We start from the raw sequence: 25,789 nt of genomic DNA on the forward strand, positions 1-25,789 counted from the left end.
AATCTAAAAACTTATCAAGAGCGGCTGAGGGACTGGACCTATGAAGCCCGGCAACCTGCATAGTTTGTAAGGTGCTACTTCCAGCAAAATGAATTCCATTTTGAAAGATAAGGGCTGCATGCTGTTCCTGTCTTTCTTTCCGCCGGATTGAAAGTTTTTTATTTTAAGAGGTAAAAAGGCTATCTGTATATCAGCAGCCGCGAATCACATTACATGGGAAAAGACAACCGGCAGAAAGCTACTGTTTGTTTGTCTCCGAAAGGAGGAAAGAAGAAATGTTAACGTATGATAATTGGGAAGAACCAACGATTACATTTCCGGAAGACGATCCTTATAAAGGAGCGCTGTCAGTTTTAAAATGGGCATACGGCCATTACGGCAATCAGCTTGTTTATGCCTGCAGTTTCGGAATTGAGGGAATCGTTCTGATTGACTTAATTTATAAAGTGAAAAAAGACGCAGAGATTGTGTTTCTTGATACAGGACTTCATTTTAAAGAAACCTATGAAACAATTGAACGAGTGAAAGAGCGTTATCCGGGTCTTAATATCATCCTGAAAAAACCAGACCTCACCCTTGAGGAACAAGCCGAAGAACATGGTGACAAGCTGTGGGAAAGAGAGCCGAATCAGTGTTGCTATCTTAGAAAGGTCGTTCCTTTAAGAGAGGCGCTTTCAGGACATCCAGCCTGGCTTTCCGGCCTGCGCCGTGATCAAGGGCCAAGCCGTGCCAATACGAATTTCTTAAACAAAGATGAAAAATTCAAGTCAGTAAAAGTTTGCCCGCTTATCCATTGGACTTGGAAAGACATTTGGAGATACACATCCCGGAATGAACTGGACTACAATCCGCTTCATGACCAAGGATATCCAAGTATTGGCTGTGCGCCTTGCACTGCTCCCGCTTTTACAGCAGATGATTTGCGCTCAGGCAGATGGAATGGTATGGCGAAAACAGAATGCGGACTGCATGAATAAGGAGCTGCAAAATGGAATTAGCCGCTATTTTATTTAGCTTGTTTTTCGCGATGAATATTGGTGCAAGCGGCGCTGCAGCTTCGATGGGGGTTGCTTACGGCTCCGGAGCCATCAAAAAGAAAACCTACGCTTTGATCCTATGTGCAGTCGGTGTCTTTGCCGGGGCGGTCATTGGCGGAGGCGAGGTTGTAAAAACAATCAGCTCCGGCATTATTCCTGAGCAGACGATTACACTGACGATTGTTTGCATCATTATTGGAGCTGCTGCCCTGTCGCTCTTTACTGCTAATCTGCTCGGCATTCCTTTGTCGACAAGTGAAGTAACAGTCGGGGCGGTTGTCGGCGTGGGAGTGGCTTATAAAGTATTGTTTGTGAACAATCTTCTGATCATTGTGTCATTTTGGGTTTTTGTCCCGCTGTTCGCTTTCGGCTTCACCTATTTCGTATCTAAGCTGTTTCGTTATTTTAAGATTGAAGTAAAATCTTCTAAAAAACAAAAAATCCTCGGCATTGTTTTGTTAGTTGCCGGATTTTTCGAAGCATTCTCTGCCGGCATGAATAACGTGGCGAATGCTGTTGGCCCGTTAGTAGCTGCCGGTGTGCTTGATGTCGGAAAAGGAACCTTGTATGGAGGAGCTTTTGTTGCTCTTGGCGCACTGTTATTAGGCCGGCGTGTGTTAGAAACAAATGGGAAGAAAATTACGAGATTCTCCAAAGGGGAAGGCATTCTCTTATCCGGTACAGGAGCAGGACTTGTGATCATCAGTTCTGTATTTGGGATGCCGGTGCCCTTGGCGCAAGTCACGTCATCGTCTATTATCGGAATAGGCATGGCAAAAAACGGTCCGAACGTGTTCCATAAACAAGTTGTTCAAACGATGCTGAAGGTATGGATCGCATCGCCGTTTTTATCTTTATCGATTTCTTATCTGCTTGTATCCTTGTTTTTAAAAGCAGATTATTATTCGATCTTTATCATGGTAAGTGTGCTTTTAGCGGCGGGCGGTGCCGTCAGCCTGACAAAGGCCATTCGTAAAGAGAGACGCTCAGTCCACGAACAAGGCGGGGGAATCTGATCATTAATCTGAGTAATTTTATAAGTTAACTAGGAGGAGATGGATATTATGAGCTTAGCACCACACGGAGGAACATTAGTAAACAGGGTAGATGGATCATATGATGTGAGCGGCATTCAAAAAGAAATTGAACTAGATTTAATTTCTTTCGCGGATTTGGAATTGATCGGTATCGGTGCATACAGCCCGATTGAAGGTTTCTTTAATGAAAAAGATTACGTATCTGTAGTCGAAAACATGCGTCTTTCTTCCGGCGTTGTCTGGTCTCTTCCAATCACGCTTCCGGTCGATGCGCAAAAAGCAGCGGAACTGTCACTTGGTGAAACGGTAAAGTTAACGTATGAAGGAGAAACATACGGCGTTATCCAAATCGAAGACCTGTACGTGCCTGACAAACAAAAAGAAGCTGTCAATGTGTACAAAACAGATGAACAGGAGCATCCTGGTGTTAAAAAGCTGTTCAGCCGCGGCAATACATATGTCGGCGGACCGATTACGTTGATTAAAAAAGCTTCAAAACAGTTCCCTGAATTTACATTTGAACCGTCAGAAACGAGACGCCAGTTTGCGGAAAAAGGCTGGGAAACCATTGTCGGTTTCCAAACAAGAAACCCTGTTCACAGAGCGCATGAATACATTCAAAAAACGGCTCTTGAAACAGTAGACGGCTTGTTCTTGAATCCGTTAGTAGGCGAAACAAAATCTGATGACATTCCAGCTGATGTACGGATGGAAAGCTACCAAGTGCTTCTTGATCATTATTACCCGAAAGATCGCGTTTTCCTTGGTGTCTTTTTAGCGGCGATGCGTTATGCAGGCCCGAGAGAAGCAATTTTCCACGCGATTGTCAGAAAGAACTACGGCTGCACACATTTCATCGTCGGCCGTGATCATGCAGGTGTAGGTGACTATTACGGAACATACGAAGCACAGGAGCTGTTTGACACATTTAAACCTGAAGAACTCGGGATTACGCCGCTGAAATTCGAGCACAGCTTCTTCTGTAAAAAATGCGGAAATATGGGAACAGCGAAAACATGCCCTCATGGCAGAGAGCATCACGTCATTTTATCAGGCACTAAGGTAAGAGGCATGCTGAGAGACGGTGTGCTGCCGCCTGCTGAATTCAGTCGAAAAGAAGTCGTAGAAGTGTTAATCAAAGGGATGAAGAAAAAAGAAGAAGTAGGCGTATCTTAAGGAGGACTGGCAGTGACAAATCGCGATATTGTATGGCATGAAGCCTCTATCACAAAAGAAGAGTACCAGCAAAAAAACAAGCATAAAAGCTCCATTCTCTGGCTGACAGGGTTAAGCGGCTCAGGCAAATCAACGATTGCCAACGCCGCTGCGAGAGAATTGTTTGAGCAAGGCTATCAAGTGATTGTGCTTGACGGGGATAATATCCGTCACGGCTTAAATAAGGATCTTGGTTTTTCTGATGAAGACCGAAAAGAAAACATCCGCCGAATCGGAGAGGTGGCGAAGCTTTTTGTTCAGCAGGGAACCATTGTGATTACTGCTTTTATCTCTCCTTTCCGCGAGGACAGACAACAGGTTCGCGAGCTTGTGGAAGCGGGCGAATTTAATGAAGTCTACATTAAATGCGACCTTGATATTTGTGAACAAAGAGATCCGAAAGGGCTTTACAAAAAAGCAAGAAACGGCGAGATTCCGTTCTTTACAGGAATTGATTCTCCTTATGAAGAACCGGAAGCTCCAGAGCTCGTTCTTGATTCAGGACAGCATGACCGTGAAGCGTGTAAAAATCAGCTGATCGAGTTTGTTAAACAAAAATTGAGCTGAATATGATCTGCTGCGTTCTTCTCAGGTGCCGGAATGCAAGCGAGAACATCATCACAGCGAATGCTCTGGAAGAACTCGAATAGATCGGGGGAAATACGATGGGGAAAGTATATATTGTAGGAGCGGGTCCCGGTGACCCTGATCTGCTGACAATTAAAGCGCTGAAAGCCATTGAAAAAGCTGATGTCATCTTATATGACAGATTAGTAAATAAAGAGATTTTACAATATGCCAAAGAGCAAGCAGACCTGATCTACTGCGGGAAGCTTCCGGATTTTCATACGATGAAGCAGGAAACCATCAATCGATTTCTTGTGAAGTATGCGCAAAAAGGGAAAATGGTTGTCAGACTGAAAGGCGGAGACCCTTTTGTGTTCGGCAGAGGAGGGGAAGAAGCGGAATGCCTCTCTGAAAATGGAATTCCGTTTGAAATCATCCCCGGCATTACGTCTGGAATCGCGGCAGCCGCTTATGCCGGGATTCCTGTTACTCATCGGGAGGCGGGCTCTAACGTCGCTTTTGTAACGGGTCATTATAAAAAAGAAGAAGATTTTGAGGAAAAGTGGAAAGCGCTGGCTACAGGAATTGATACACTTGTCATCTATATGGGTATCAAAAACGTGCAGCAGATTGAAAGAAAACTCCTTGAAAACGGCCGGGACGGTTCTACGCCGGCAGCCTTTATTCATTGGGGAACAACGGACAAGCAAAAATCTGTTTTTTGTACAGTTGACACCCTTTCAGAAACGGTGATAAAAGAAAACATTACAAATCCGAGTTTAATTGTCATTGGAAATGTTGTAAATTATCACTATAAGCTGGAATGGTTTGAATCTGAACTGAAAAAACAAGATTTAAGCGAGGCGTTGTAAAAATGAAACAAGCAATTTTATATGTCGGCCACGGCAGTCGGGTCAAAAAAGCGCAGCAAGAAGCCGCAGCCTTTTTGGAAGGATGCAAGGCCCACATCTCTGTGCCAGTACAAGAAATCAGCTTTTTAGAGCTTCAGGAGCCGACAATTGAGACAGGATTTGAAGCATGTGTGAAGCAAGGCGCCACTCATATCGCAGTGGTGCCTCTGCTTCTTTTAACAGCTGCGCATGCAAAACATGATATTCCGGAAGAAATTGCCCGTGCTGCATCCCGATATCCGTCAGTCCGCATTTCATACGGAAAGCCGATCGGGATTGACGAAGAAGTAGTCAAGGCTGTATATCACAGAATGAAAGACATAGGTGTTCCATATGAAAATGCCAGAGTGGTACTCATCGGAAGGGGAAGTTCAGATCCAGATGTCAAAAGAGACGTAACCGGTATTGCTAATCTTCTTCAGGAAATGATTCCAGTCAAGGAAGTCATTCCGTGCTTTTTGACAGCATGCGGCCCGAATTACAAAGAGGTTTTTTCAGAACTTAAAAAAGATGACGGCATAACAACCTTTATCGTTCCATATTTGCTTTTTACGGGTATGCTGATGAATGAAATCGAACGAGAGGTTCAGAAATTAAAAGCTCATAATCCGAACGTCTACCTCTCTTCCTATATCGGTTTTCATCCTCATGTGAAAAACGCATTTTTGAACCGTGTAAGAGAAACTGCGGCAAATTCTGAGGGACAATTTGATTTTGATGGAGGTTCATATGCTTCCGCTGCACATTAGCCTGGAAAAGAAGAAGGTTGTCATTGCGGGGGGCGGCAGCATCGCTCTCAGAAGGCTGAAAACGGTGATTTCTGAGGGAGCTGATATAACGCTCGTCAGTCCGGATGTTGAACCGGAAATCAAGCAAATGGCAGAAGAGCGACGTATCAAATGGGAAAAACGGACAATTGAAAAAGAAGATTATCTCAATGCTTTTTTCATTATTGCCGCGACGGATGATGCGGCAGTGAACAAAGAAATTGCCCAATCCGCTTCGCCTTTTCAGCTTGTTAATTGTGTCAGTGACGCTGAGCTTGGCAATGTATATATGCCGAAAATCGTAAAAAGAGGACATGTCACTGTGTCTGTTTCTACAAGCGGAGCCAGTCCAAAGCACACAAAAGAGCTTGCCGAAAACGTGGATAAGCTGATTGACGGCGATTTTGTTGCTGAAGTGAACAGGCTTTATCAGGTGAGGAGAAAGAAATAAGCCAGAGCATTTGTATGCTCTGGCTTTTCTTTATGCGGCTCAGCTTTTTTTCAGCTTGATGACCGTATCAGCATCAGGCGTGACAAAGACGGTATGCTGGCTGTCATAGGTGACGAAACCGGGTTTCGCGCCGTTTGGTTTTTTGACATGCCTGATTTTTGTATAATCTACAGGCACTGAACTTGAATCTTTAGCTTTTGAAAAATAAGCTGCAATTGTCGCGGCTTCCATGATTGTTTGCTCATCCGGTTCACTGCTTCTGATCACAACATGGGAGCCGGGAATGTCCTTCGTGTGAAGCCAGATATCGTCTCTGGCCGCCGCTCTGGTCGTTAAATATTCATTTTGACGATTGTTCTTACCCACTAAAATTGTCAGGCCTGAGGTGGATTCATATGTTTCTAACACCGGATTGTGCGGTTTTTGCTTTTTCTGGCCTTTTTGCTGCTTAGGGCGCAAATATTTGCCCTCAACAAGCTCTTCCCTGATTTCGCTGATATCCCGGGGAGAAGCGGACGAAAGCTGCTGAATCAGCTGATCGAAATATTCGATCTCTTCCTGTGCCAGCCTGATTTGCTCCTCGACAACTGCGACCGAGTTTTTCGCTTTCTGATACTTCGTGAAATAGGCCTGTGCGTTTTCAGAAGGCGTTTTGTTTGGGTTTAAAGGAATCGTGATTGTCGGGCTTTCTTCATCATAATAATTGATGACCTCAGCCTGTTTATCACCTTTTTTCAACATATATAAATTAGCGGTTAAAAGCTCCCCGTAAAGCTGAAATTCCTTCGCGTTTTCCGAATACTCCAGGGTTTTCTCTAATTTTTTGATTTTGTTGGCATTCTTCTTCCGTTCGTTCACAACAAAACGCTCAAGATCCTGAGCCTGCTGTTTGACTCGGTCTCGTTCAGCTTTTCCGAAATAAAAACGGTCGAGCAGTTCGCTTAATGAATCAAAACGGCGCGCTTCGCCCTTTAGATGAGTCAGCTCCAGCAGATAAAAATATTCCTTTCCGTTTACAGTCGTAATGTTGGGAATGAAACGGTGCTCTTTCACTTCGGCAAACAGTGCCAGCAACGCTTTTGGCAGTGTGACTTTGTTGGCAAGGCCTGCTCTGTGAACCGCTTCTTTGGCGAAAAGCGGAGACACGCCTGAAAAGTGGTCGACAATTTGTTTATCAAGCCTTCCTTCTTGAAAACTGAGGTGACGCAAAATATCATCTTCTGACGCCTCAAGAGGCGATATTTTGTCCTGAGCAGGCGGAAGCTTATAATCTTGGCCGGGCAGTACTGTACGGTAGCTGTTCATTGACGGCGATAAATGCTTAAGTCCGTCGATAATCACATTTTCTGCTGCGTCAGTCAAAATGATATTGCTGTGGCGGCCCATAATTTCTACATAAAGCTTTCGTACGGTTTCATCGCCAATTTCGTTTCGGCTTTTGATATGAAAAATCATAATGCGGTCTAAGCCCGCTTGTTCAATTTTCTCAATGAATCCGCCTTCGATATGCTTTCTCAGCAACATGCAAAACATTGGCGGTTCGCTTGGATTTTCATAAGCTTGTGTCGTGATATGCACCCGTGAATAGCTCGGATGTGCCGATAATAATAGTTTTTGGTTTTTTCCCTTGGCACGGATGTGGAAAATCACATCGTGCTTATATGGCTGATGGACTTTTGTAATTCGTCCGCCCATTATTTTCTCGTTAAGTTCGTGTGTCATTCCGTATGTAAACATGCCATCAAACGACATATGCAATACACCCTCTCATTCTTCCTGCATTCGATAATTATAGCATGAAATGGGACGAGTCAGAATAAGCATGCTTATAGAGTGATATCTCTATAAGAGAGCAGGGGAGTGGACGAGCGGAATGAAGTTTCATGAAATGGGACAAACAGATTTACTAGAGGCAACCAATACGTCCATGAAACAAGGATTAACAGAAAAAGAAGTAAAAAAACGCCTTGACAAGCATGGGCCAAACGAGCTGCAAGAAGGGAAAAAAACTTCAGCGCTTCTCTTGTTTTTCGCGCAGTTCAAAGATTTTATGGTGCTTGTGCTTCTGGCGGCAACGTTAATCTCAGGATTTCTTGGTGAATATGTAGATGCGGTTGCGATTATTGCGATTGTGTTTGTGAATGGCATACTCGGTTTCTTTCAAGAAAGGCGTGCCGAGCAATCTCTTCAGGCTTTAAAAGAGCTTTCAACACCGCATGTCATGGCACTCAGGGAAGGGAGCTGGACAAAGATTCCTTCTAAGGAACTTGTGCCGGGGGATATTGTGAAATTTACGAGCGGGGACAGAATTGGCGCAGACGTTCGAATTGTTGAAGCGAGAAGCCTTGAAATAGAAGAATCAGCGCTGACCGGGGAATCAATCCCGGTTGTGAAGCATGCTGATAAATTGAAAAAACCGGATGTTTCGCTCGGCGATATTACCAATATGGCATTTATGGGTACGATTGTGACCCGCGGCAGCGGTGTCGGGGTTGTCGTCGGGACAGGAATGAATACGGCTATGGGGAAAATTGCCGACATGCTTGAATCGGCAGGGACATTGTCAACCCCGCTGCAAAGAAGACTGGAGCAGCTCGGGAAGATTTTGATTGTTGTTGCATTGCTTCTGACCGTACTTGTCGTTGCTGTCGGTGTTATTCAGGGGCATGATCTGTACAGTATGTTTTTAGCAGGTGTCTCATTAGCGGTAGCAGCTATTCCGGAGGGACTGCCAGCGATTGTGACAGTGGCGCTTTCGCTTGGTGTACAGCGGATGATTAAACAAAAATCCATTGTTAGAAAGCTTCCTGCTGTTGAAACGCTTGGGTGTGCGTCTATCATTTGTTCAGATAAAACAGGGACAATGACCCAAAACAAAATGACGGTGACACATGTCTGGTCCGGAGGGAAAACATGGAGAGTGGCGGGGGCCGGCTATGAACCGAAAGGAAGCTTCACACTGAACGAAAAAGAGATCAGTGTCAATGAACATAAGCCGCTTCAGCAGATGCTTCTGTTCGGAGCGCTTTGTAACAACTCCAATATTGAGAAAAGAGACGGCGAATATGTGCTTGACGGAGATCCGACAGAGGGAGCGCTGCTCACCGCGGCAAGAAAAGGCGGTTTTTCAAAGGAGTTTGTTGAATCAAATTACCGGGTGATCGAAGAATTTCCGTTTGATTCTGCACGGAAAATGATGACTGTCATCGTAGAGGATCAAGACAGAAAGCGCTATATCATTACAAAAGGTGCACCGGATGTACTGATGCAGCGATCTTCCCGTATTTATTATGACGGCTCAGCGGCTCTTTTTTCAAATGAAAGAAAAGCAGAAACAGAGGCGGTATTAAGACATTTGGCATCACAGGCGCTCAGAACGATAGCGGTCGCCTACAGGCCGATAAAAGCAGGCGAAACACCGTCAATGGAGCAGGCGGAAAAAGATCTGACCATGCTTGGCCTTTCAGGTATCATTGATCCCCCGCGGCCGGAAGTCAGACAGGCGATAAAAGAATGCCGTGAAGCAGGAATTAAGACCGTTATGATAACAGGTGATCATGTAGAAACCGCTAAAGCGATAGCGAAAGACTTGCGCCTCCTTCCGAAAAGCGGCAAAATCATGGACGGCAAGATGCTGAATGAACTTTCTCAAGAAGAGCTTTCTCATGTGGTGGAGGATGTGTATGTATTTGCCCGCGTTTCCCCTGAACATAAACTAAAAATCGTAAAAGCCTATCAGGAGAACGGGCATATTGTGGCGATGACGGGAGACGGTGTCAATGATGCTCCTGCCATTAAACAAGCTGATATCGGCGTCTCTATGGGCATTACCGGGACAGATGTGGCCAAAGAAGCATCATCTCTTGTTCTCGTAGATGATAATTTTGCGACGATTAAATCAGCGATAAAAGAAGGCAGGAACATCTACGAAAATATCAGGAAGTTTATCAGATACCTGTTGGCGTCTAACGTCGGAGAAATCCTTGTCATGCTGTTTGCGATGCTGCTCGCCCTTCCTTTACCGCTCGTTCCGATTCAGATTTTGTGGGTCAACTTGGTGACGGACGGGTTGCCGGCAATGGCGCTCGGCATGGATCAGCCGGAAGGAGACGTCATGAAGCGCAAGCCCCGTCATCCGAAAGAAGGGGTATTTGCCCGCAAGCTAGGATGGAAGGTCGTTTCCAGAGGATTTTTAATCGGAGTTGCCACTATTTTAGCGTTTATCATTGTGTACCACCGCAATCCGGAAAACTTGGCTTATGCCCAGACGATCGCGTTTGCCACATTGGTGCTCGCTCAGCTTATTCACGTGTTTGACTGCCGCAGCGAAACTTCTGTTTTCTCTAGAAATCCGTTTCAAAACCTGTATTTAATCGGCGCGGTATTGTCATCTATTTTGCTGATGCTTGTAGTAATCTACTATCCGCCGCTTCAGCCGATTTTCCATACTGTAGCCATCACGCCGGGGGACTGGATGCTCGTCATCGGTATGTCCGCCATCCCTACTTTTTTGCTGGCGGGGTCACTTTTAACAAGAAAAAAATAAATTCATATGATATAATCTTAGGGGTAATAGCGTGTCTATTGCCCTTTTATTATGAGAACAGGGAAGAATTGGGTGTTTTAAAATGATACGAAGTATGACAGGCTTCGGCAGTGCAAGCAAAACACAAGACGATCTCTCTGTAAGCGTTGAACTTAAATCTGTGAACTACAGATTTAAAGAAGTGAACGCTCGTTTGCCAAGGCCTTTGCTATATTTTGAAGATAAGCTGAAACAGACCATTCTGCAGCATATTCAGCGCGGAAGAATTGAGCTTTTCGTATCCGTTGACAGCGATATGCTTGTTGAGAAAAGGCTTGAAATTGATTGGCCGCTGCTCGATGAGTTTGTCGCAGCCGCGAGAGATATGAAGAAGCGGTATCAATTGTCTGCAGAGCCCGATGTAATGGATTTCTTTAAGCTTGATCATGTCGTCCAGGTTCATGAAGAACAGACGCAAAATGACAAGCTGGAGGCATTGATCATCGATGCTGCAGAAGAAGCGGTAAAAGGTCTCTGTGAAATGCGTGAAAAAGAGGGGCTGCTCTTAGCGAAAGACTGCCTGATGCATATTGATCAGCTTGAAGAGCTGGTGAGAGAAACTGAATTGCTGGCTGCAGATGTCGTATCTCGTTATCGGGAACGGCTGTACGCCAGAATCAAAGAATGGACTGAAGACGTATTAGACGAGAGCCGGCTTGTAACAGAATGCGCTATTTTTGCAGATCGCTCTGATATCACTGAAGAGATTACAAGACTGAAGAGCCACTTCGCTCAGTTTCGTGATATATTAGCTAGTGGCGGAGCTGTTGGGCGCAAACTCGACTTTCTTGTTCAGGAGCTCAATCGGGAAGCAAATACGATCGGCTCAAAAGCAAATGATCATCAGATCACAAAGCTTGTCGTTGAAATGAAAAGTTCTATTGAAAAAATAAAAGAACAAGTGCAAAATATAGAATAGTGACTGTGCGTATTGTTTACAGACGGTCTTACTAGGCTAAACTAGAGACGTCTATTTTACAGGGGGAACGTAGAAGATGACGATTAAACTGATTAATATCGGATTTGGCAATATCATCTCCGCCAATCGGATGATTTCGATTGTCAGCCCGGAGTCTGCGCCAATCAAACGGATGATTCAGGATGCAAGAGACCGCGGAATGCTAATTGACGCTACATACGGACGAAGAACCCGTGCAGTTGTCGTCATGGATAGTGATCACATTATCTTATCTGCCGTCCAGCCTGAGACAGTTGCACACAGACTTTCTGTTAAAGAAGAAATTATGGATGAAGGGCAGGGGTAATTGCCGCATGAAAGAAAGAGGGTTATTAATCGTTCTCTCAGGTCCCTCAGGAGTTGGTAAAGGAACGGTTCGACAAGCGATCTTTTCGCAGGAAGACACAAAATTTGAATATTCGATTTCAGTAACCACAAGAAGTCCAAGAGAGGGCGAAGTGAACGGAGTCGATTATTTTTTCAAAACAAGAGACGAATTCGAGCAAATGATTGCGGACAACAAGCTGCTTGAATGGGCAGAGTATGTCGGCAATTATTACGGCACGCCAGTCGATTATGTTGAACAGACGCTTCAAGATGGAAAAGACGTCTTTTTAGAAATTGAAGTTCAAGGGGCTCTTCAAGTGAGAAATGCTTTCCCGGAAGGCCTGTTTATTTTCCTTGCGCCTCCAAGCCTTTCTGAACTGAAAAACAGAATCGTGACACGAGGCACAGAAACAGACGCTCTGATTGAAAATCGAATGAAAGCCGCAAAAGCTGAGATCGAAATGATGGATGCTTATGACTATGTCGTTGAAAACGATAATGTCGAAACGGCTTGCGATAAAATCAAAGCAATCGTTCTTGCTGAACATTTGAAGCGTGAACGCGTTGCACCAAGATATAAGAAAATGCTGGAGGTTGAATAATCAATGTTAGATCCGTCAATTGATTCTTTAATGAATAAATTAGATTCAAAATATACGCTCGTGACTGTTTCTGCGAGACGCGCCCGTGAAATGCAAATCAAAAAAGACCAAATGATTGAACATACGATTTCACACAAATATGTAGGCAAAGCTTTAGAAGAAATTGATGCAGGCCTGCTTTCGTTTGAAAAGGAAGACCGCGAATAGTAGCACAAGTAGCAACCTATATCATGTAGGTTGTTATTTTTTTCCGTGCGGTTTTGTAAAGTGCAGAGGGGGAGAATTCATTGCTAAACAATCGAAATGTGTTACTTTGCGTGAGCGGAGGCATCGCAGTTTATAAAGCCTGTGCGTTAACGAGCAAGCTGGTTCAGGCAGGAGCAAATGTCAAAGTGATTATGACTGAATCCGCTTGCCGATTCGTTTCACCGCTGACATTTCAGGCATTGAGCCGCCACGAAGTCTATACAGATACATTTAAAGAACAAAATCCAAGCGTTATTTCTCATATTGATGCCGCAGACTGGGCCGACTTGATTATTGTAGCGCCGGCTACGGCTAATGTGATTGGAAAACTGGCAAACGGCATCGCTGATGATATGCTGACGACAACATTGTTGGCAGCAACGGCTCCCGTTTGGATCGCGCCGGCAATGAACGTTCATATGTATGACCACCCGGCAGTCAAACGAAACATTTCTGTTCTTTATCAGGACGGTTATCGTTTTATTGAGCCAAGTGAGGGCTATTTAGCATGCGGTTACGTAGGAAAAGGCAGATTGGAAGAGCCGGAAAACATCGTAAAGCTGGCCGAAAAACATTTTGCTGAAGAAACATCCGCTCCTTTAGAAGGCAAGCATGTGGTCATTACAGCCGGCCCAACGCGGGAAGCGGTTGATCCTGTCCGGTTTTTTACCAATAAATCGACGGGCAAAATGGGCTACGCACTAGCGGAGGCTGCTGTTCAGCTCGGCGCACGGGTAACCTTAATTTCTGGGCCTGTTTCACTTGATCAGCCTAAAGGCCTTGCTGAGTTTATCCCTGTTCAATCGGCTGCGGATATGCGCGAAGCTGTGCTCTCTGTGTATGACGCAAGCGATATAGTCATTAAAACAGCTGCAGTAGCCGATTTTACGCCGAAAACAGTATTTGACCATAAAATAAAAAAACAAGACGGCGGCATGACCTTAGAACTGAAAAGAACAGTCGATATTTTGAAAGAATTGGGCGAGAAAAAGAAAGAGCAGATTTTGGTTGGATTTGCCGCCGAAACACAAGACATTGAACACTATGCACGTAAAAAGCTCGCCGCTAAAAACCTTGATTTGATTGTGGCAAATGATGTGAAGGCAAATGGGGCCGGTTTTGGTGCTGATACGAATATCGTGACAATCTTTTTCAAAGACGGGCATAAACGCGAACTTCCGATCATGTCTAAGCTCGATGTTTCTTTTGAAATCCTTCAGGAGATCGCAGCCCTCTCAAAACAAACCGGAGAGCGCTCATGAATTTTGCAGAAGTCATTGTTGATGTCAGCACCAAAAATATAGACAGGCCTTTTGATTATAAAATCCCAGACCATCTCAAGGGCATGATCAAAACGGGGATGCGGGTCATTGTTCCGTTTGGCCCCCGTAAGATTCAAGGGTTTGTGACAGCAGTCAAAGAAGCATCTGACCTATCGGGAAAATCTGTCAAGGAAGTAGAGGATTTATTAGATCTTACACCTGTTCTGACAGAGGAGCTTATGGATCTGTCATCATGGCTGTCAGACAAAACGCTGTCTTTTAAAATAACGGCGCTTCAAGCAATGCTGCCTGCCGCCTTAAAGGCGAAATATGAAAAAGAATTAAAAATTGCACACGGCGCCGATCTTCCGCCGCAAGTGGAACGGCTGTTTTCTGAAACAAAGACGCTGTTGTATTCAGATATACCCGATCATGAGACGCTGAAACTGATTCAAAGGCATGTTCAAAAAGGGGACATTGACGTGACGTATAAAGTCGCGCAAAAAACCAATAAAAAAATGGTCAGGCATATTCAGGCAAATGCGAGTAAAGAAGAGCTTGCTAAGCAGGCTGAGGGATTGTCCCGCCAAGCAGCAAAACAGCAGGCGATTCTTCACTTTCTCATCTCTGAGCCGGAAGGTGTGAAAATTCCTGCGGCAGAATTGTGCAAAAGAACGGACACGAGCTCTGCAACCATCAAAACCCTTATCCAAAAAGGGCTTTTGAAGGAAAGCTATGAAGAGGTTTACAGAGATCCCTATCAGGACAAAATGTTCAAAAAAACAGAGCCCCTGCCGCTGACAGACGAACAGAGGGCTGCCTTCGAGCCTATACGCGAGACATTGGACAGCGATGAGCATAAAGTGTTCCTCCTTCACGGCGTGACAGGAAGCGGAAAAACGGAAATTTATCTGCAATCAATTGAAAAAGTACTGGCGAAAGGAAAAGAAGCCATCGTCCTCGTACCGGAAATATCGCTGACGCCGCAAATGGTCAACCGCTTCAAGGGCCGCTTCGGCTCCCAGGTGGCAGTCATGCACAGCGGTTTATCCACAGGAGAAAAATATGACGAGTGGCGTAAAATCCACCGGAAGGAAGTACGGCTTGTCGTCGGTGCCAGATCCGCCATTTTTGCTCCGTTTGAAAGTCTCGGAATGATAATCATCGATGAAGAGCACGAGTCTTCCTATAAACAGGAAGAAATGCCGCGCTATCATGCGAAAGAGGTGGCAATCAAGCGGGCTGAGCATCACAGCTGCCCGGTTGTATTAGGGAGTGCTACGCCGACATTAGAGTCATATGCAAGAGCTCAAAAGGGCGTATACGAGCTTCTTTCACTGAAGCACCGTGTTAACCATCGGGTGATGCCTGAGGTTTCGCTTGTCGATATGAGAGAGGAGCTTAGAAACGGCAATCGCTCGATGTTTTCAGTTGAATTGATGGAAAAGCTTGAAGAAACGATTGCCAAGGGTGAGCAGGCGGTGCTGTTTTTAAATAAGAGGGGCTATTCTTCCTTTGTGATGTGCAGGGATTGCGGCTATGTCCCGCAATGCCCGCACTGCGACATTTCCATGACGTATCATCGTTACGGCCAAAGGCTGAAATGCCATTATTGCGGACATGAAGAGCCTGTTCCGCACACTTGTCCTGAATGCGCAAGCGAGCATATCCGCTTTTTCGGAACGGGAACACAGCGAGTGGAAGAAGAGCTGACAAAGGTGCTGCCAAGTGCGAGAGTGATTCGGATGGATGTTGACACGACATCACGGAAAGGCGCTCATGAAAAATTACTGTCAGCTTTCGGAGAAGGAAAAGCGGATATTCTTCTCGGAACGCAAATGATCGCGAAAGGGCTTGATTTTCCTAATGTCACGCTTGTCGGAGTGTTAAGTGCTGATACAACACTTCATATTCCTGATTTCAGAGCGGCTGAAAAAACATTTCAGCTGTTAACGCAAGTCAGCGGCCGGGCAGGCAGGCATGAAAAGCCCGGCCATGTCATCATTCAAACGTATACACCGTCTCATTACAGTATCCAGCTGACGAAAACACACGATTATGAAACGTTCTATCAGCATGAAATGGCGCACAGGAGAGAGCAATCCTATCCGCCATACTACTATTTGGCTCTTGTGACTGTTTCTCATGAGGAAGTGGCGAAAACAGCGGTTACAGCTGAAAAAATCGCTCATTTTTTGAAAGCAAACTGCGGAGCTGACACGAAAATTCTCGGACCAAGCGCGTCGCCGATAGCCAGGATCAAAGATAGATATCGCTATCAATGCGTGATAAAATACAAACAGGAAACCCAGTTATCCGCTTTATTGAAGAAGATACTGGAACATTATAAACGCGAAATTGAACAAAAACATGTAATGATTTCAATTGATATGAATCCTTATATGATGATGTAAGATCTCACGTCTTGGAGGGTAACAAATTGGCAGTAAAAAAGGTCGTCACACATCCTGCGGAGGTTTTGGAAACACCTGCGGAAACCGTGACTGTTTTTGATAAAAAGCTAAAAAAACTGCTTGATGATATGTACGACACCATGCTTGAAATGGATGGTGTCGGACTGGCAGCGCCGCAAATCGGCATTTTAAAAAGAGCGGCCGTTGTAGACATCGGGGATGACAGAGGGAGAATTGATCTCGTTAATCCTGAAATTTTAGAAAAAAGCGGCGAGCAAACCGGAATTGAAGGATGCTTGAGCTTTCCTGGCGTCTATGGTGATGTCACACGTGCCGATTATGTCAAAGTGCGTGCGTTTAACCGTCAGGGAAAACCGTTCATTCTGGAAGCGCGAGGCTTTTTAGCAAGAGCCGTGCAGCATGAAATGGACCACTTAGACGGTGTGTTGTTTACATCTAAAATAAGTAAATACTATACAGAAGATGAACTAGCGGATATGGAAGGATGATTTGATGACGAGAATCGTATTTATGGGAACGCCAGATTTTTCAGTTCCTGTTTTAAGAACCCTGATTGAGGACGGATATGAGGTAGTGGGGGTCGTCACACAGCCGGACCGTCCGAAGGGCAGAAAAAAAGTACTGACACCTCCTCCGGTCAAGGAAGAGGCATTGCGCCACGGCATCCCGGTTCTTCAGCCGGAAAAAGTTAGATTGACAGAAGAAATTGAGAAAGTGCTGGCATTAAAGCCTGATCTTATTGTAACGGCGGCATTCGGACAAATTTTGCCTAAAGAGCTTCTCGACAGTCCAAAATACGGCTGCATTAACGTTCACGCATCCCTTTTGCCGGAACTGCGCGGCGGTGCTCCGATCCATTATTCCATTCTGCAGGGAAAGAAGAAAACCGGGGTTACCATTATGTATATGGTAGAAAAATTGGATGCCGGAGACATGATCTCAAAAGTGGAAGTGGATATTGAAGAAACCGACAATGTCGGAACACTGCACGATAAATTAAGCGCGGCTGGCGCGAAGCTGTTGTCTGAAACGGTTCCAAACGTCATTGCCGGCAGCATTTCACCTGAAAAGCAGGATGAAGAGAAAGCGACGTACGCGCCTAACATTAAAAGAGAGCAAGAGCTGCTCGATTGGTCCAGAACGGGCGAAGAGCTTTACAACCAGGTCCGCGGCTTAAATCCTTGGCCTGTTGCCTATACGACGCTTAATGGACAAAATTTGAAAGTGTGGGAATCGAAAAAAACACCCGCACGAACAACAGCTGAGCCAGGCACAGTCGTTGCGGTTGAAAAGGAAGGGATTATCGTTGCCACAGGTAACGAGACGGCTCTGTTATTAACCGAACTCCAGCCGGCAGGCAAAAAACGAATGAAAGGCGAAGACTTTGTGCGAGGCGCTCATGTTGAAGCCGGTGATGTGTTAGGAGTAAACAATGAAAAAAACTAGTGTTCGTGACATCGCCCTTGAGGCGCTGATCAAATTAGAACAAAACCAGGCATACAGCAACCTGCTGCTGAAATCGGTCATTAAATCAAATGAACTGAGTGATCAGGACAGAGGGCTTTTGACTGAACTTGTCTATGGTACATTACAAAATAAGATCGCGCTTGATTATATGCTTAAACCGTTTATCAATAAGCCTCAAAAGGTAAAGCCGTGGGTGATTCAGCTTCTTCGCCTATCCTTATATCAAATGGAGTATTTAGAGAAGATTCCAGACAGGGCAGCCATCCATGAAGCGGTTGAGATTGCTAAAATCCGCGGACACAAAGGCATTGCTTCATTTGTCAACGGCGTGCTCCGTTCTATTCAGCGCGAAGGTGTTCCATCTTTTGACTCGATCGAAGATCCTGTACGCCGGCTGGCGACAGAAACAAGCCATCCGGAATGGCTTGTGAAAGAGTGGGCGGATGCGTATGGATTTGAAGCTGCGGAAAAGATTTGCCGCATCCATCTCATTCCGCCGAAGCAGACGCTGCGTGTCAATGAAATGAAAGTAGACAGAGCTGAGCTGCTTGACCAAATGGCTGCTGAGGGAATCGAAGTTGAAAAAGGCGACCTCGCTGAAGATGCTGTGAAGCTCTTAAAGGGAACAATTGCCGGAACTCATTTCTTCCAAAACGGCGAAGTTTCCATCCAGGATGAGAGCTCCATGCTCGTCGCCCGCGCCCTTGACCCTAAGTCAGATGAAACAGTGCTTGACGCGTGTGCGGCGCCTGGCGGAAAGTCGGCTCATATCGCAGAATTAATGAAGAACAAGGGGAGCGTTACGTCGCTTGATCTTCACAAACATAAAGTGAAGCTAATCAAAGAAGCGGCAGACCGGCTTGGCCTGACAATCATTCATGCGGAAACAATGGATGCGAGAAAAGCGGGGGAAACGTTTGAAAACGAACAGTTTGACCGGATATTGGTTGATGCCCCATGCTCAGGCTTCGGTGTTATCAGAAGAAAGCCGGACATGAAATACACGAAAAAGCCTGTCGACAGTGCGCGGCTTGCTGAAATCCAGCTGTCGATTTTAAGGGAAATCGCTCCATTAGTAAAAAAAGGTGGCACTCTTGTCTACAGTACGTGTACAATGGACCGGACAGAAAATGATGAAGTAATACATGCGTTTATACAAGAACATCCTGATTTTGAACCCGATTTGTCTCTTGAAAAGCGGCTGCCTGAAAAGGTGAGACCCTTTGTTCGGGATGGAAGGCTTCAAATCCTTCCTCATTATTTCGGAACAGATGGTTTCTTTATTTGCAGCATGAGAAAGAAGGGATAAGCAATGGCAGAACTTAATAAAACAAAAGTAAGAAAAGAATTGCGGACAGAGCGTCCGTCTATTTATTCTTTTGAATTAGATGAAATTAAACAATGGCTGACAGACAACGGAGAGAAACCGTTCCGTGCGGCTCAGATCTTTGAATGGCTATATGAAAAACGCGTATCTTCTTTTGAAGAAATGACAAACCTCTCAAAGGATCTGCGTGAGAAATTAAACACTCACTTTGTGTTAACAACGCTGAAAACGGCTGTTAAACAAACCTCTCAAGACGGTACGATGAAGTTTTTGTTTGAGCTTCATGACGGTTATACCATCGAAACCGTTTTAATGAGACACGAGTATGGCAATTCTGTATGTGTAACGACACAAGTCGGCTGCCGTATTGGCTGTACATTCTGCGCGTCAACGCTTGGAGGCTTAAAACGAAACCTTGAAGCGGGGGAAATTGTCGCTCAAGTAGTCAAAGTGCAAAAAGCTCTTGATGAAACGGATGAACGCGTCAGCTCTGTCGTGATCATGGGAATCGGCGAACCTTTTGATAACTTTAACGAAATGCTCGCTTTCTTGAAAATCATTAACCATGACAAGGGCCTGAATATCGGTGCTCGCCATATTACGGTCTCTACGAGTGGAATCATCCCGAAAATTTACGAATTTGCTGATCAGCAAATGCAGATTAACTTTGCAATTTCTCTGCACGCGCCGAACACAGAAATCAGAAGCCGTTTGATGCCGATTAACAGAGCATATAAACTGCCTGATCTAATGGAAGCCGTTAAATATTATATTAATAAAACAGGACGCCGTATCAGCTTTGAATACGGGCTGTTCGGAGGCGTAAACGACCAGGTGGAACACGCTGAAGAGCTTGCCGACTTGCTGGAAGGAGTCAAATGCCACGTGAACTTGATTCCGGTAAACTACGTGCCTGAACGGGACTATGTGCGCACACCGCGTGATCAGATTTTTGCTTTTGAAAAAACGCTGAAATCCCGCGGAGTAAATGTCACAATCCGAAGAGAGCAAGGACATGACATTGACGCAGCCTGCGGTCAGCTTCGCGCAAAGGAGCGTCAAGACGAGACGAGGTGATGAGGGTTGTTAACAGCCTTAAAAACAGATACAGGAAAAATCCGCCAGCATAATGAAGATGATGCGGGGATATTCAAGGGGAAAGATGAATTTGTATTAGCGGTTGTCGCTGATGGCATGGGCGGCCATCTTGCTGGAGATGTTGCGAGCAAGATGGCTGTGAAAGCCATGGGGGAGAAATGGAATGAAGCAGAAACGATTCCAACTGCGCCCTCGGATTGTGAAAAATGGCTCATTGAACAGATTCTTTCGGTAAACAGCAAAATATACGATCACGCTCAAGCCCACGAAGAATGCCAAGGCATGGGGACGACGATTGTATGTGCGCTTTTTACGGGAAAAACGGTTTCTGTTGCCCATATCGGAGACAGCAGATGCTATTTGCTTCAGGACGATGATTTCGTTCAAGTGACAGAAGACCATTCGCTTGTAAATGAACTGGTTCGCACTGGAGAGATTTCCAGAGAAGACGCTGAACATCATCCGCGAAAAAATGTGTTGACGAAGGCGCTTGGAACAGACCAGTCAGTCAGCATTGACACCCGTTCCTTTGATATAGAACCCGGAGACAAACTGCTTCTATGTTCTGACGGACTGACGAATAAAGTGGAAGGCACTGAGTTAAAAGACATCCTGCAAAGCGATTCAGCTCCTCAGGAAAAAGTAAACCTGCTTGTGGACAAAGCCAACCAGAATGGCGGGGAAGACAACATTACAGCAGTTTTGCTTGAGCTTGCTTTACATGTTGAAGAGGGTGAAGATCAGTGCTAATCGGCAAGCGGATCAGCGGGCGTTACCAAATTCTCCGCGTTATAGGCGGCGGGGGAATGGCCAACGTCTATTTAGCTGAGGATATCATTCTAGACCGTGAAGTCGCAATTAAAATCCTGCGGTTTGACTATGTAAATGACAATGAATTTATCAGGCGTTTCCGCAGAGAAGCCCAATCCGCATCAAGCCTCGATCACCCGAATATTGTCAGCATTTACGATTTGGGCGAGGAAGATGATATTTATTATATTGTCATGGAATACGTTGAAGGCATGACGCTTAAAGAATACATAACAGCAAATGGGCCGCTTCACCCTAAAGAAGCGCTGAACATCATGGAGCAAATTGTCTCAGCCATCGCTCATGCCCATCAAAACCAGATTGTTCACAGAGACATCAAGCCGCATAACATTTTGATTGATCATATGGGAAATATCAAAGTAACGGATTTTGGAATTGCGACGGCACTAAGTTCGACCACAATCACCCATACCAATTCAGTTCTGGGCTCGGTCCATTACTTATCACCTGAACAGGCCCGAGGCGGCTTAGCCACAAAAAAATCGGATATTTATGCGCTTGGAATCGTTCTATTTGAGCTTTTAACCGGCCGCATTCCGTTTGATGGAGAGTCAGCAGTCAGTATCGCCTTGAAGCATCTTCAAGCGGAAACTCCTTCGACAAAAAGGTGGAATCCATCAGTCCCCCAAAGCGTTGAAAACATCATACTCAAGGCAACTGCCAAAGATCCTTTTCATCGCTACGAAACGGCTGAAGACATGGAAGCAGACATAAAAACAGCTTTTGATGCCGACAGACTCAATGAAAAGAGATTTACGATTCAAGAAGATGAAGAAATGACAAAAGCGATACCTATCATTAAAGATGAAGAACTCGCTAAAGCTGCTGGCGAAAAAGAAGCTGAAGTGACAACCGCACAAGAAAACAAAACAAAGAAGAACGGCAAAAGAAAAAAGTGGCCGTGGGTTTTGCTCACGATATGCCTCGTTTTTATCACAGCTGGAATTCTTGCTGTCACTGTTTTTCCGTCGCTTTTCATGCCTAAGGATGTCAAAATACCTGATGTCTCCGGAATGGAATACGAAAAAGCCGCAGGGCTCTTGGAAAAAGAAGGTTTACAGGTTGATTCCGAGGTGTTGGAAATCTCAGATGAAAAAATTGAAGAGGGCCTGATGGTAAAAACGGACCCTAAAGCGGATACCACAGTCAAAGAAGGCGCCACGGTCACTCTTTATAAGAGCACCGGAAAAGCAAAAACGGAGATCGGTGATGTGACAGGCCAAACGGTCGACCAGGCAAAAAAAGCGTTGAAGGAGCAAGGGTTTAAACATGTAACGGTAAATGAAGTGAATGACGAGAAAAATGCGGGCACTGTCATAGACCAAAATCCTTCAGCAGGGACTGAGCTTGTCCCGAGTGAAGATCAAGTCAAACTTACAGTCAGTATCGGACCCGAAGACATTACGCTTAGAGACTTGAAAACCTACAGTAAAGAAGCAGCGTCTGGATATCTGGAAGACAACGGATTGAAGCTTGTAGAAAAAGAAGCATACTCAGATGATGTTCCAGAAGGACAGGTTGTCAAACAAAAACCAGCAGCAGGTACGGCAGTAAAGCCGGGAAACGAAGTTGAAGTGACATTCTCTCTCGGACCAGAGAAAAAACCTGCGAAAACAGTGAAAGAAAAGGTCAAGATCCCCTACGAACCAGAAAATGAAGGGGACGAGCTTCAAGTGCAAATCGCGGTTGACGATGCGGATCACAGCATCTCTGACACTTACGAAGAATTTAAGATAAAAGAGCCGACTGAACGAACGATCGAACTAAAGATTGAACCCGGCCAAAAAGGGTACTATCAAGTAATGGTAAACAATAAAGTTGTCAGCTACAAAACCATTGAGTATCCGAAAGATGAATAACAAGGAGGGAAAATATGCCTGAGGGCAAAATTATTAAGGCGCTAAGCGGCTTTTACTATGTACTGGATGAATCAGAGGATTCAGATAAAGTAATACAATGCAGAGGAAGAGGCATTTTCAGAAAAAACAAAATTACCCCTCTTGTCGGTGATTACGTTGTGTATCAAGCTGAAAATGACAAAGAAGGATATCTAATGGAAATTAAAGAAAGAACCAACGAGCTTATCAGGCCGCCAATTTGCAACGTTGATCAAGCGGTCCTGGTTTTCTCAGCGGTTCAGCCTTCTTTCAGCACGGCATTGCTCGACCGCTTCCTGGTTCTCGTTGAGGCCAATGATATTCAGCCGATTATATGCATTACTAAAATGGATCTGATTGAAGATCAAGATACAGAAGAAACGATACAAGCCTATGCAGAAGACTATCGGAATATTGGTTATGACGTATACCTTACCTCCTCTAAGGACCAAGACAGTTTAGCGGACATCATCCCGCATTTCCATGATAAAACAACGGTATTTGCCGGTCAGTCCGGTGTTGGAAAATCCTCGCTTCTCAACGCGATCAGTCCGGAGCTCGGATTGAGAACAAACGAGATTTCCGAGCATTTGGGCCGCGGGAAACACACAACCCGCCACGTGGAGCTGATTCACACGTCCGGAGGCTTGGTTGCAGATACACCGGGATTCAGCTCGCTTGAATTTACAGACATTGAGGAAGAAGAGCTGGGCTATACCTTCCCTGATATCAGAGAAAAAAGCTCTTCATGCAAATTTAGAGGCTGTTTACATCTGAAAGAGCCGAAGTGTGCGGTGAAACAAGCTGTTGAAGACGGGGAATTAAAGCAGTATCGCTATGACCATTATGTTGAATTTATGACGGAGATTAAAGACAGAAAGCCGAGGTATTAGCATAATGATAAAGGTTGCACCATCTATTCTTTCCGCTGATTTTGCCGCTTTAGGCAATGAGATTAAAGATGTAGAAAAAGGCGGAGCCGATTGTATTCATATTGATGTTATGGACGGCCATTTTGTCCCGAATATCACAATCGGTCCGCTGATTGTAGAAGCAGTCCGGCCGGTAACGGATCTGCCGCTTGATGTCCATTTAATGATAGAAGAGCCGGATCGTTATATCCCGGCTTTTGCGAAAGCAGGCGCAGATATCCTGTCTGTGCATGCTGAGGCATGTCCGCACCTGCACCGTACCATCCAGCTCATTAAAGAGCAAGGAGTGAAGGCCGGAGTAGTTCTAAACCCGCATACCCCTGTACAAGTCATCGAGCATGTTTTCGACGATCTCGATCTTGTTCTTTTAATGACGGTGAACCCGGGCTTCGGCGGGCAGAAATTTATTCATTCAGTCCTTCCTAAAATAAAAGAGGTTAAGCGAATGGCGGATGAAAAAGGAAAAAAAGATCTGTTAATTGAAGTAGACGGCGGCGTCAACAAAGAAACCGCTCCGCTCGTCATTGAAGCGGGCGCAAATTTACTCGTTGCCGGTTCAGCTGTTTATGGCCAGTCTGACCGCAAAAAAGCAATTTCTGAAATCAGAGGAAGTAAATAAGCAGCTTTAGAAAAGAGCTGGGCATACAATAGCCTAAGCTCTTTTTCCTGTATGCAGAGAAAGGAATCAGAGATGAAAAAAATTAATATCGTTGCGGGAGGCCCGAAAAATCTCATTCCCGATCTAACCGGCTATACGGAGGAACACACGCTTTGGATCGGTGTTGACAAAGGCACCGTCACTCTCTTAGATGCCGGGATCATTCCTGTTGAAGCCTTCGGAGATTTTGACAGCATAACAGAGCAAGAACGCCGGCGAATAGAAAAAGCCGCTCCCGCCCTTCATGTGTATCAAGCAGAAAAAGATCAAACAGATTTAGACCTCGCCCTTGATTGGGCGCTGGAAAAGCAGCCGGATATTATTCAGATTTTCGGCATTACAGGCGGCAGAGCTGATCATTTTTTAGGAAACATTCAGCTTCTGTATAGAGGTGTAAAAACGAACATAAAAATTAGGCTGATAGACAAACAAAATCATATTCAAATGTTCCCTCCTGGTGAATATGATATTGAGAAGGATGAAAATAAGCGATATATCTCCTTCATACCGTTTTCCGAAGACATACATGAGCTGACCCTGACCGGTTTTAAATATCCTCTAAATAATTGTCATATTACGCTCGGTTCAACACTATGTATTAGTAACGAACTCATTCATTCACGAGGTACTTTTTCGTTTGCAAAAGGCATATTAATAATGATAAGAAGCACGGATTAAGCATGTGCTTTCATTCAATTGCTGAAAACAATGAACAAGGCGGTTACGGGACGTTATAGGAGGGGACAAAAAATGAAATTTTACACCATTAAATTGCCGAAGTTTTTAGGAGGAATTGTCCGGGCGATGCTGGGCTCATTTAGAAAAGATTAATGCCCAGGGGTTCAAAGCCCTCTTTCACCACATAAAAACGCCTGCCACATATCGGGGCAGGCGTTCATTTTGTTATACACGCTCAACTTTACCGGATTTCAAAGCTCGAGCAGATACATATACTTTTTTAGGTTTTCCGTTCACAAGGATACGAACCTTTTGAAGATTCGCGCCCCAAGTGCGCTTAGAAGCGTTCATTGCGTGAGAACGGTTATTCCCAGCTGTTGTTTTTTTACCTGTGATAACGCATTTACGTGCCATTTGTTTCCCTCCTCACTTGCACAAAACATCTACTTTTTAACATTCATATAATCTTAGATGCTTTCGATATGGATACTTTAAATAATTTACCACAGCTAAAAAACGTT

General features: G+C 44.9%; 26 protein-coding genes and 1 riboswitch. Of the genes, 24 read left to right on the top strand and 2 right to left on the bottom strand.

Annotated elements, in window-relative coordinates; all coding sequences use genetic code 11:
• The first annotated feature begins 8 nt into the window (after window positions 1–8).
• A riboswitch (SAM riboswitch) is annotated at window positions 9–114 on the top strand.
• 161 nt (window positions 115–275) lie between these two features.
• The 7 genes from MHH79_RS08395 (at window position 276) to sirC (ending at window position 5,985) form a co-directional block, all read left to right on the top strand.
• Window positions 276–977, top strand: coding sequence for a phosphoadenylyl-sulfate reductase (locus MHH79_RS08395; protein ID WP_340035085.1), 702 nt, complete (start codon window positions 276–278; stop codon window positions 975–977).
• An 11-nt stretch (window positions 978–988) separates the two neighbouring features.
• Window positions 989–2,053 (top strand): sulfate permease, encoded by a 1,065-nt coding sequence (cysP, locus tag MHH79_RS08400; RefSeq protein WP_047182589.1) that lies wholly within the window; start codon window positions 989–991, stop codon window positions 2,051–2,053.
• A 48-nt stretch (window positions 2,054–2,101) separates the two neighbouring features.
• A complete protein-coding gene (gene sat, locus MHH79_RS08405; protein WP_340035086.1) occupies window positions 2,102–3,250 on the top strand; it encodes a sulfate adenylyltransferase in 1,149 nt (382 codons plus the stop codon).
• A 12-nt stretch (window positions 3,251–3,262) separates the two neighbouring features.
• The gene (gene cysC, locus MHH79_RS08410) at window positions 3,263–3,856 is read left to right on the top strand and encodes an adenylyl-sulfate kinase (protein WP_015252120.1); all 594 of its coding nucleotides are present in this window, start codon (window positions 3,263–3,265) and stop codon (window positions 3,854–3,856) included.
• A gap of 98 nt (window positions 3,857–3,954) precedes the next feature.
• On the top strand, window positions 3,955–4,728 hold the full coding sequence (gene cobA, locus MHH79_RS08415) for a uroporphyrinogen-III C-methyltransferase (RefSeq protein ID WP_029946173.1): 774 nt from the start codon (window positions 3,955–3,957) through the stop codon (window positions 4,726–4,728).
• Window positions 4,729–4,730: 2 nt separating this feature from the next.
• Window positions 4,731–5,516, top strand: a complete 786-nt coding sequence (sirB, locus tag MHH79_RS08420; RefSeq protein WP_047182591.1) for a sirohydrochlorin chelatase — start codon at window positions 4,731–4,733, stop codon at window positions 5,514–5,516.
• Window positions 5,497–5,985: a precorrin-2 dehydrogenase gene (gene sirC / locus MHH79_RS08425; RefSeq protein ID WP_015383625.1), complete on the top strand. Its 489-nt coding sequence runs from the start codon at window positions 5,497–5,499 to the stop codon at window positions 5,983–5,985. The genes sirB and sirC overlap by 20 nt, the downstream gene beginning before the upstream one ends.
• Window positions 5,986–6,024: 39 nt before the next feature.
• Here the strand turns inward: sirC and rqcH are convergent, their stop codons facing one another.
• On the bottom strand, window positions 6,025–7,737 hold the full coding sequence (gene rqcH, locus MHH79_RS08430) for a tRNA modification protein RqcH (RefSeq protein ID WP_015383626.1): 1,713 nt from the start codon (window positions 7,735–7,737) through the stop codon (window positions 6,025–6,027).
• 121 nt (window positions 7,738–7,858) lie between these two features.
• On the opposite strand from rqcH, the gene MHH79_RS08435 reads away from it, so the two are divergent.
• The 17 genes from MHH79_RS08435 to spoVM all read left to right on the top strand — a co-directional run bounded on the left by MHH79_RS08435 (window position 7,859) and on the right by spoVM (window position 25,421).
• The gene (locus tag MHH79_RS08435) at window positions 7,859–10,531 is read left to right on the top strand and encodes a calcium-translocating P-type ATPase, SERCA-type (RefSeq protein ID WP_014476772.1); all 2,673 of its coding nucleotides are present in this window, start codon (window positions 7,859–7,861) and stop codon (window positions 10,529–10,531) included.
• 82 nt (window positions 10,532–10,613) lie between these two features.
• Window positions 10,614–11,489, top strand: coding sequence for a YicC/YloC family endoribonuclease (locus tag MHH79_RS08440; RefSeq protein ID WP_009967215.1), 876 nt, complete (start codon window positions 10,614–10,616; stop codon window positions 11,487–11,489).
• Between the two features lie 76 nt (window positions 11,490–11,565).
• Window positions 11,566–11,835, top strand: a complete 270-nt coding sequence (gene remA, locus MHH79_RS08445; protein ID WP_003154355.1) for an extracellular matrix/biofilm regulator RemA — start codon at window positions 11,566–11,568, stop codon at window positions 11,833–11,835.
• A gap of 7 nt (window positions 11,836–11,842) precedes the next feature.
• Window positions 11,843–12,457: a guanylate kinase gene (gmk, locus tag MHH79_RS08450; RefSeq protein WP_003232083.1), complete on the top strand. Its 615-nt coding sequence runs from the start codon at window positions 11,843–11,845 to the stop codon at window positions 12,455–12,457.
• Between the two features lie 3 nt (window positions 12,458–12,460).
• Window positions 12,461–12,664 (top strand): DNA-directed RNA polymerase subunit omega, encoded by a 204-nt coding sequence (gene rpoZ, locus MHH79_RS08455; protein ID WP_003221520.1) that lies wholly within the window; start codon window positions 12,461–12,463, stop codon window positions 12,662–12,664.
• Between the two features lie 80 nt (window positions 12,665–12,744).
• Window positions 12,745–13,965 carry a bifunctional phosphopantothenoylcysteine decarboxylase/phosphopantothenate--cysteine ligase CoaBC gene (gene coaBC / locus MHH79_RS08460; RefSeq protein WP_251217897.1) on the top strand — a complete coding sequence of 407 codons (1,221 nt, stop codon included), beginning with the start codon at window positions 12,745–12,747 and terminating at the stop codon, window positions 13,963–13,965.
• The gene (priA, locus tag MHH79_RS08465; RefSeq protein ID WP_251217898.1) at window positions 13,962–16,379 is read left to right on the top strand and encodes a primosomal protein N'; all 2,418 of its coding nucleotides are present in this window, start codon (window positions 13,962–13,964) and stop codon (window positions 16,377–16,379) included. The genes coaBC and priA overlap by 4 nt, the downstream gene beginning before the upstream one ends.
• A gap of 26 nt (window positions 16,380–16,405) precedes the next feature.
• A complete protein-coding gene (def, locus tag MHH79_RS08470) occupies window positions 16,406–16,888 on the top strand; it encodes a peptide deformylase (RefSeq protein WP_015383630.1) in 483 nt (160 codons plus the stop codon).
• Between the two features lie 4 nt (window positions 16,889–16,892).
• Window positions 16,893–17,846 (top strand): methionyl-tRNA formyltransferase, encoded by a 954-nt coding sequence (fmt, locus tag MHH79_RS08475; protein ID WP_181219145.1) that lies wholly within the window; start codon window positions 16,893–16,895, stop codon window positions 17,844–17,846.
• A complete protein-coding gene (gene rsmB / locus MHH79_RS08480; RefSeq protein WP_340035087.1) occupies window positions 17,833–19,176 on the top strand; it encodes a 16S rRNA (cytosine(967)-C(5))-methyltransferase RsmB in 1,344 nt (447 codons plus the stop codon). Before fmt ends, rsmB begins: the two co-directional genes overlap by 14 nt.
• A gap of 3 nt (window positions 19,177–19,179) precedes the next feature.
• Window positions 19,180–20,271, top strand: a complete 1,092-nt coding sequence (gene rlmN / locus MHH79_RS08485; RefSeq protein ID WP_014476780.1) for a 23S rRNA (adenine(2503)-C(2))-methyltransferase RlmN — start codon at window positions 19,180–19,182, stop codon at window positions 20,269–20,271.
• Window positions 20,272–20,277: 6 nt separating this feature from the next.
• The gene (gene prpC, locus MHH79_RS08490) at window positions 20,278–21,042 is read left to right on the top strand and encodes a protein-serine/threonine phosphatase PrpC (RefSeq protein ID WP_015383633.1); all 765 of its coding nucleotides are present in this window, start codon (window positions 20,278–20,280) and stop codon (window positions 21,040–21,042) included.
• Window positions 21,036–22,982 (top strand): serine/threonine protein kinase PrkC, encoded by a 1,947-nt coding sequence (prkC, locus tag MHH79_RS08495; protein ID WP_251217899.1) that lies wholly within the window; start codon window positions 21,036–21,038, stop codon window positions 22,980–22,982. Before prpC ends, prkC begins: the two co-directional genes overlap by 7 nt.
• A 14-nt stretch (window positions 22,983–22,996) precedes the next feature.
• Entirely contained in the window at window positions 22,997–23,893 is an 897-nt protein-coding gene (gene rsgA, locus MHH79_RS08500) for a ribosome small subunit-dependent GTPase A (protein WP_181219149.1), read from the top strand.
• Window positions 23,894–23,897: 4 nt separating this feature from the next.
• Window positions 23,898–24,551 carry a ribulose-phosphate 3-epimerase gene (gene rpe, locus MHH79_RS08505; protein ID WP_003232058.1) on the top strand — a complete coding sequence of 218 codons (654 nt, stop codon included), beginning with the start codon at window positions 23,898–23,900 and terminating at the stop codon, window positions 24,549–24,551.
• A gap of 72 nt (window positions 24,552–24,623) precedes the next feature.
• On the top strand, window positions 24,624–25,268 hold the full coding sequence (locus MHH79_RS08510; protein WP_251217901.1) for a thiamine diphosphokinase: 645 nt from the start codon (window positions 24,624–24,626) through the stop codon (window positions 25,266–25,268).
• Between the two features lie 72 nt (window positions 25,269–25,340).
• The gene (gene spoVM / locus MHH79_RS08515) at window positions 25,341–25,421 is read left to right on the top strand and encodes a stage V sporulation protein SpoVM (protein ID WP_003221545.1); all 81 of its coding nucleotides are present in this window, start codon (window positions 25,341–25,343) and stop codon (window positions 25,419–25,421) included.
• Between the two features lie 72 nt (window positions 25,422–25,493).
• Here the strand turns inward: spoVM and rpmB are convergent, their stop codons facing one another.
• Entirely contained in the window at window positions 25,494–25,682 is a 189-nt protein-coding gene (gene rpmB / locus MHH79_RS08520) for a 50S ribosomal protein L28 (protein WP_003221548.1), read from the bottom strand.
• Window positions 25,683–25,789: the final 107 nt, after the last annotated feature.

This window comes from Bacillus sp. FSL K6-0993, from assembly GCF_037977205.1.
Lineage (GTDB): Bacteria > Bacillota > Bacilli > Bacillales > Bacillaceae > Bacillus > Bacillus subtilis.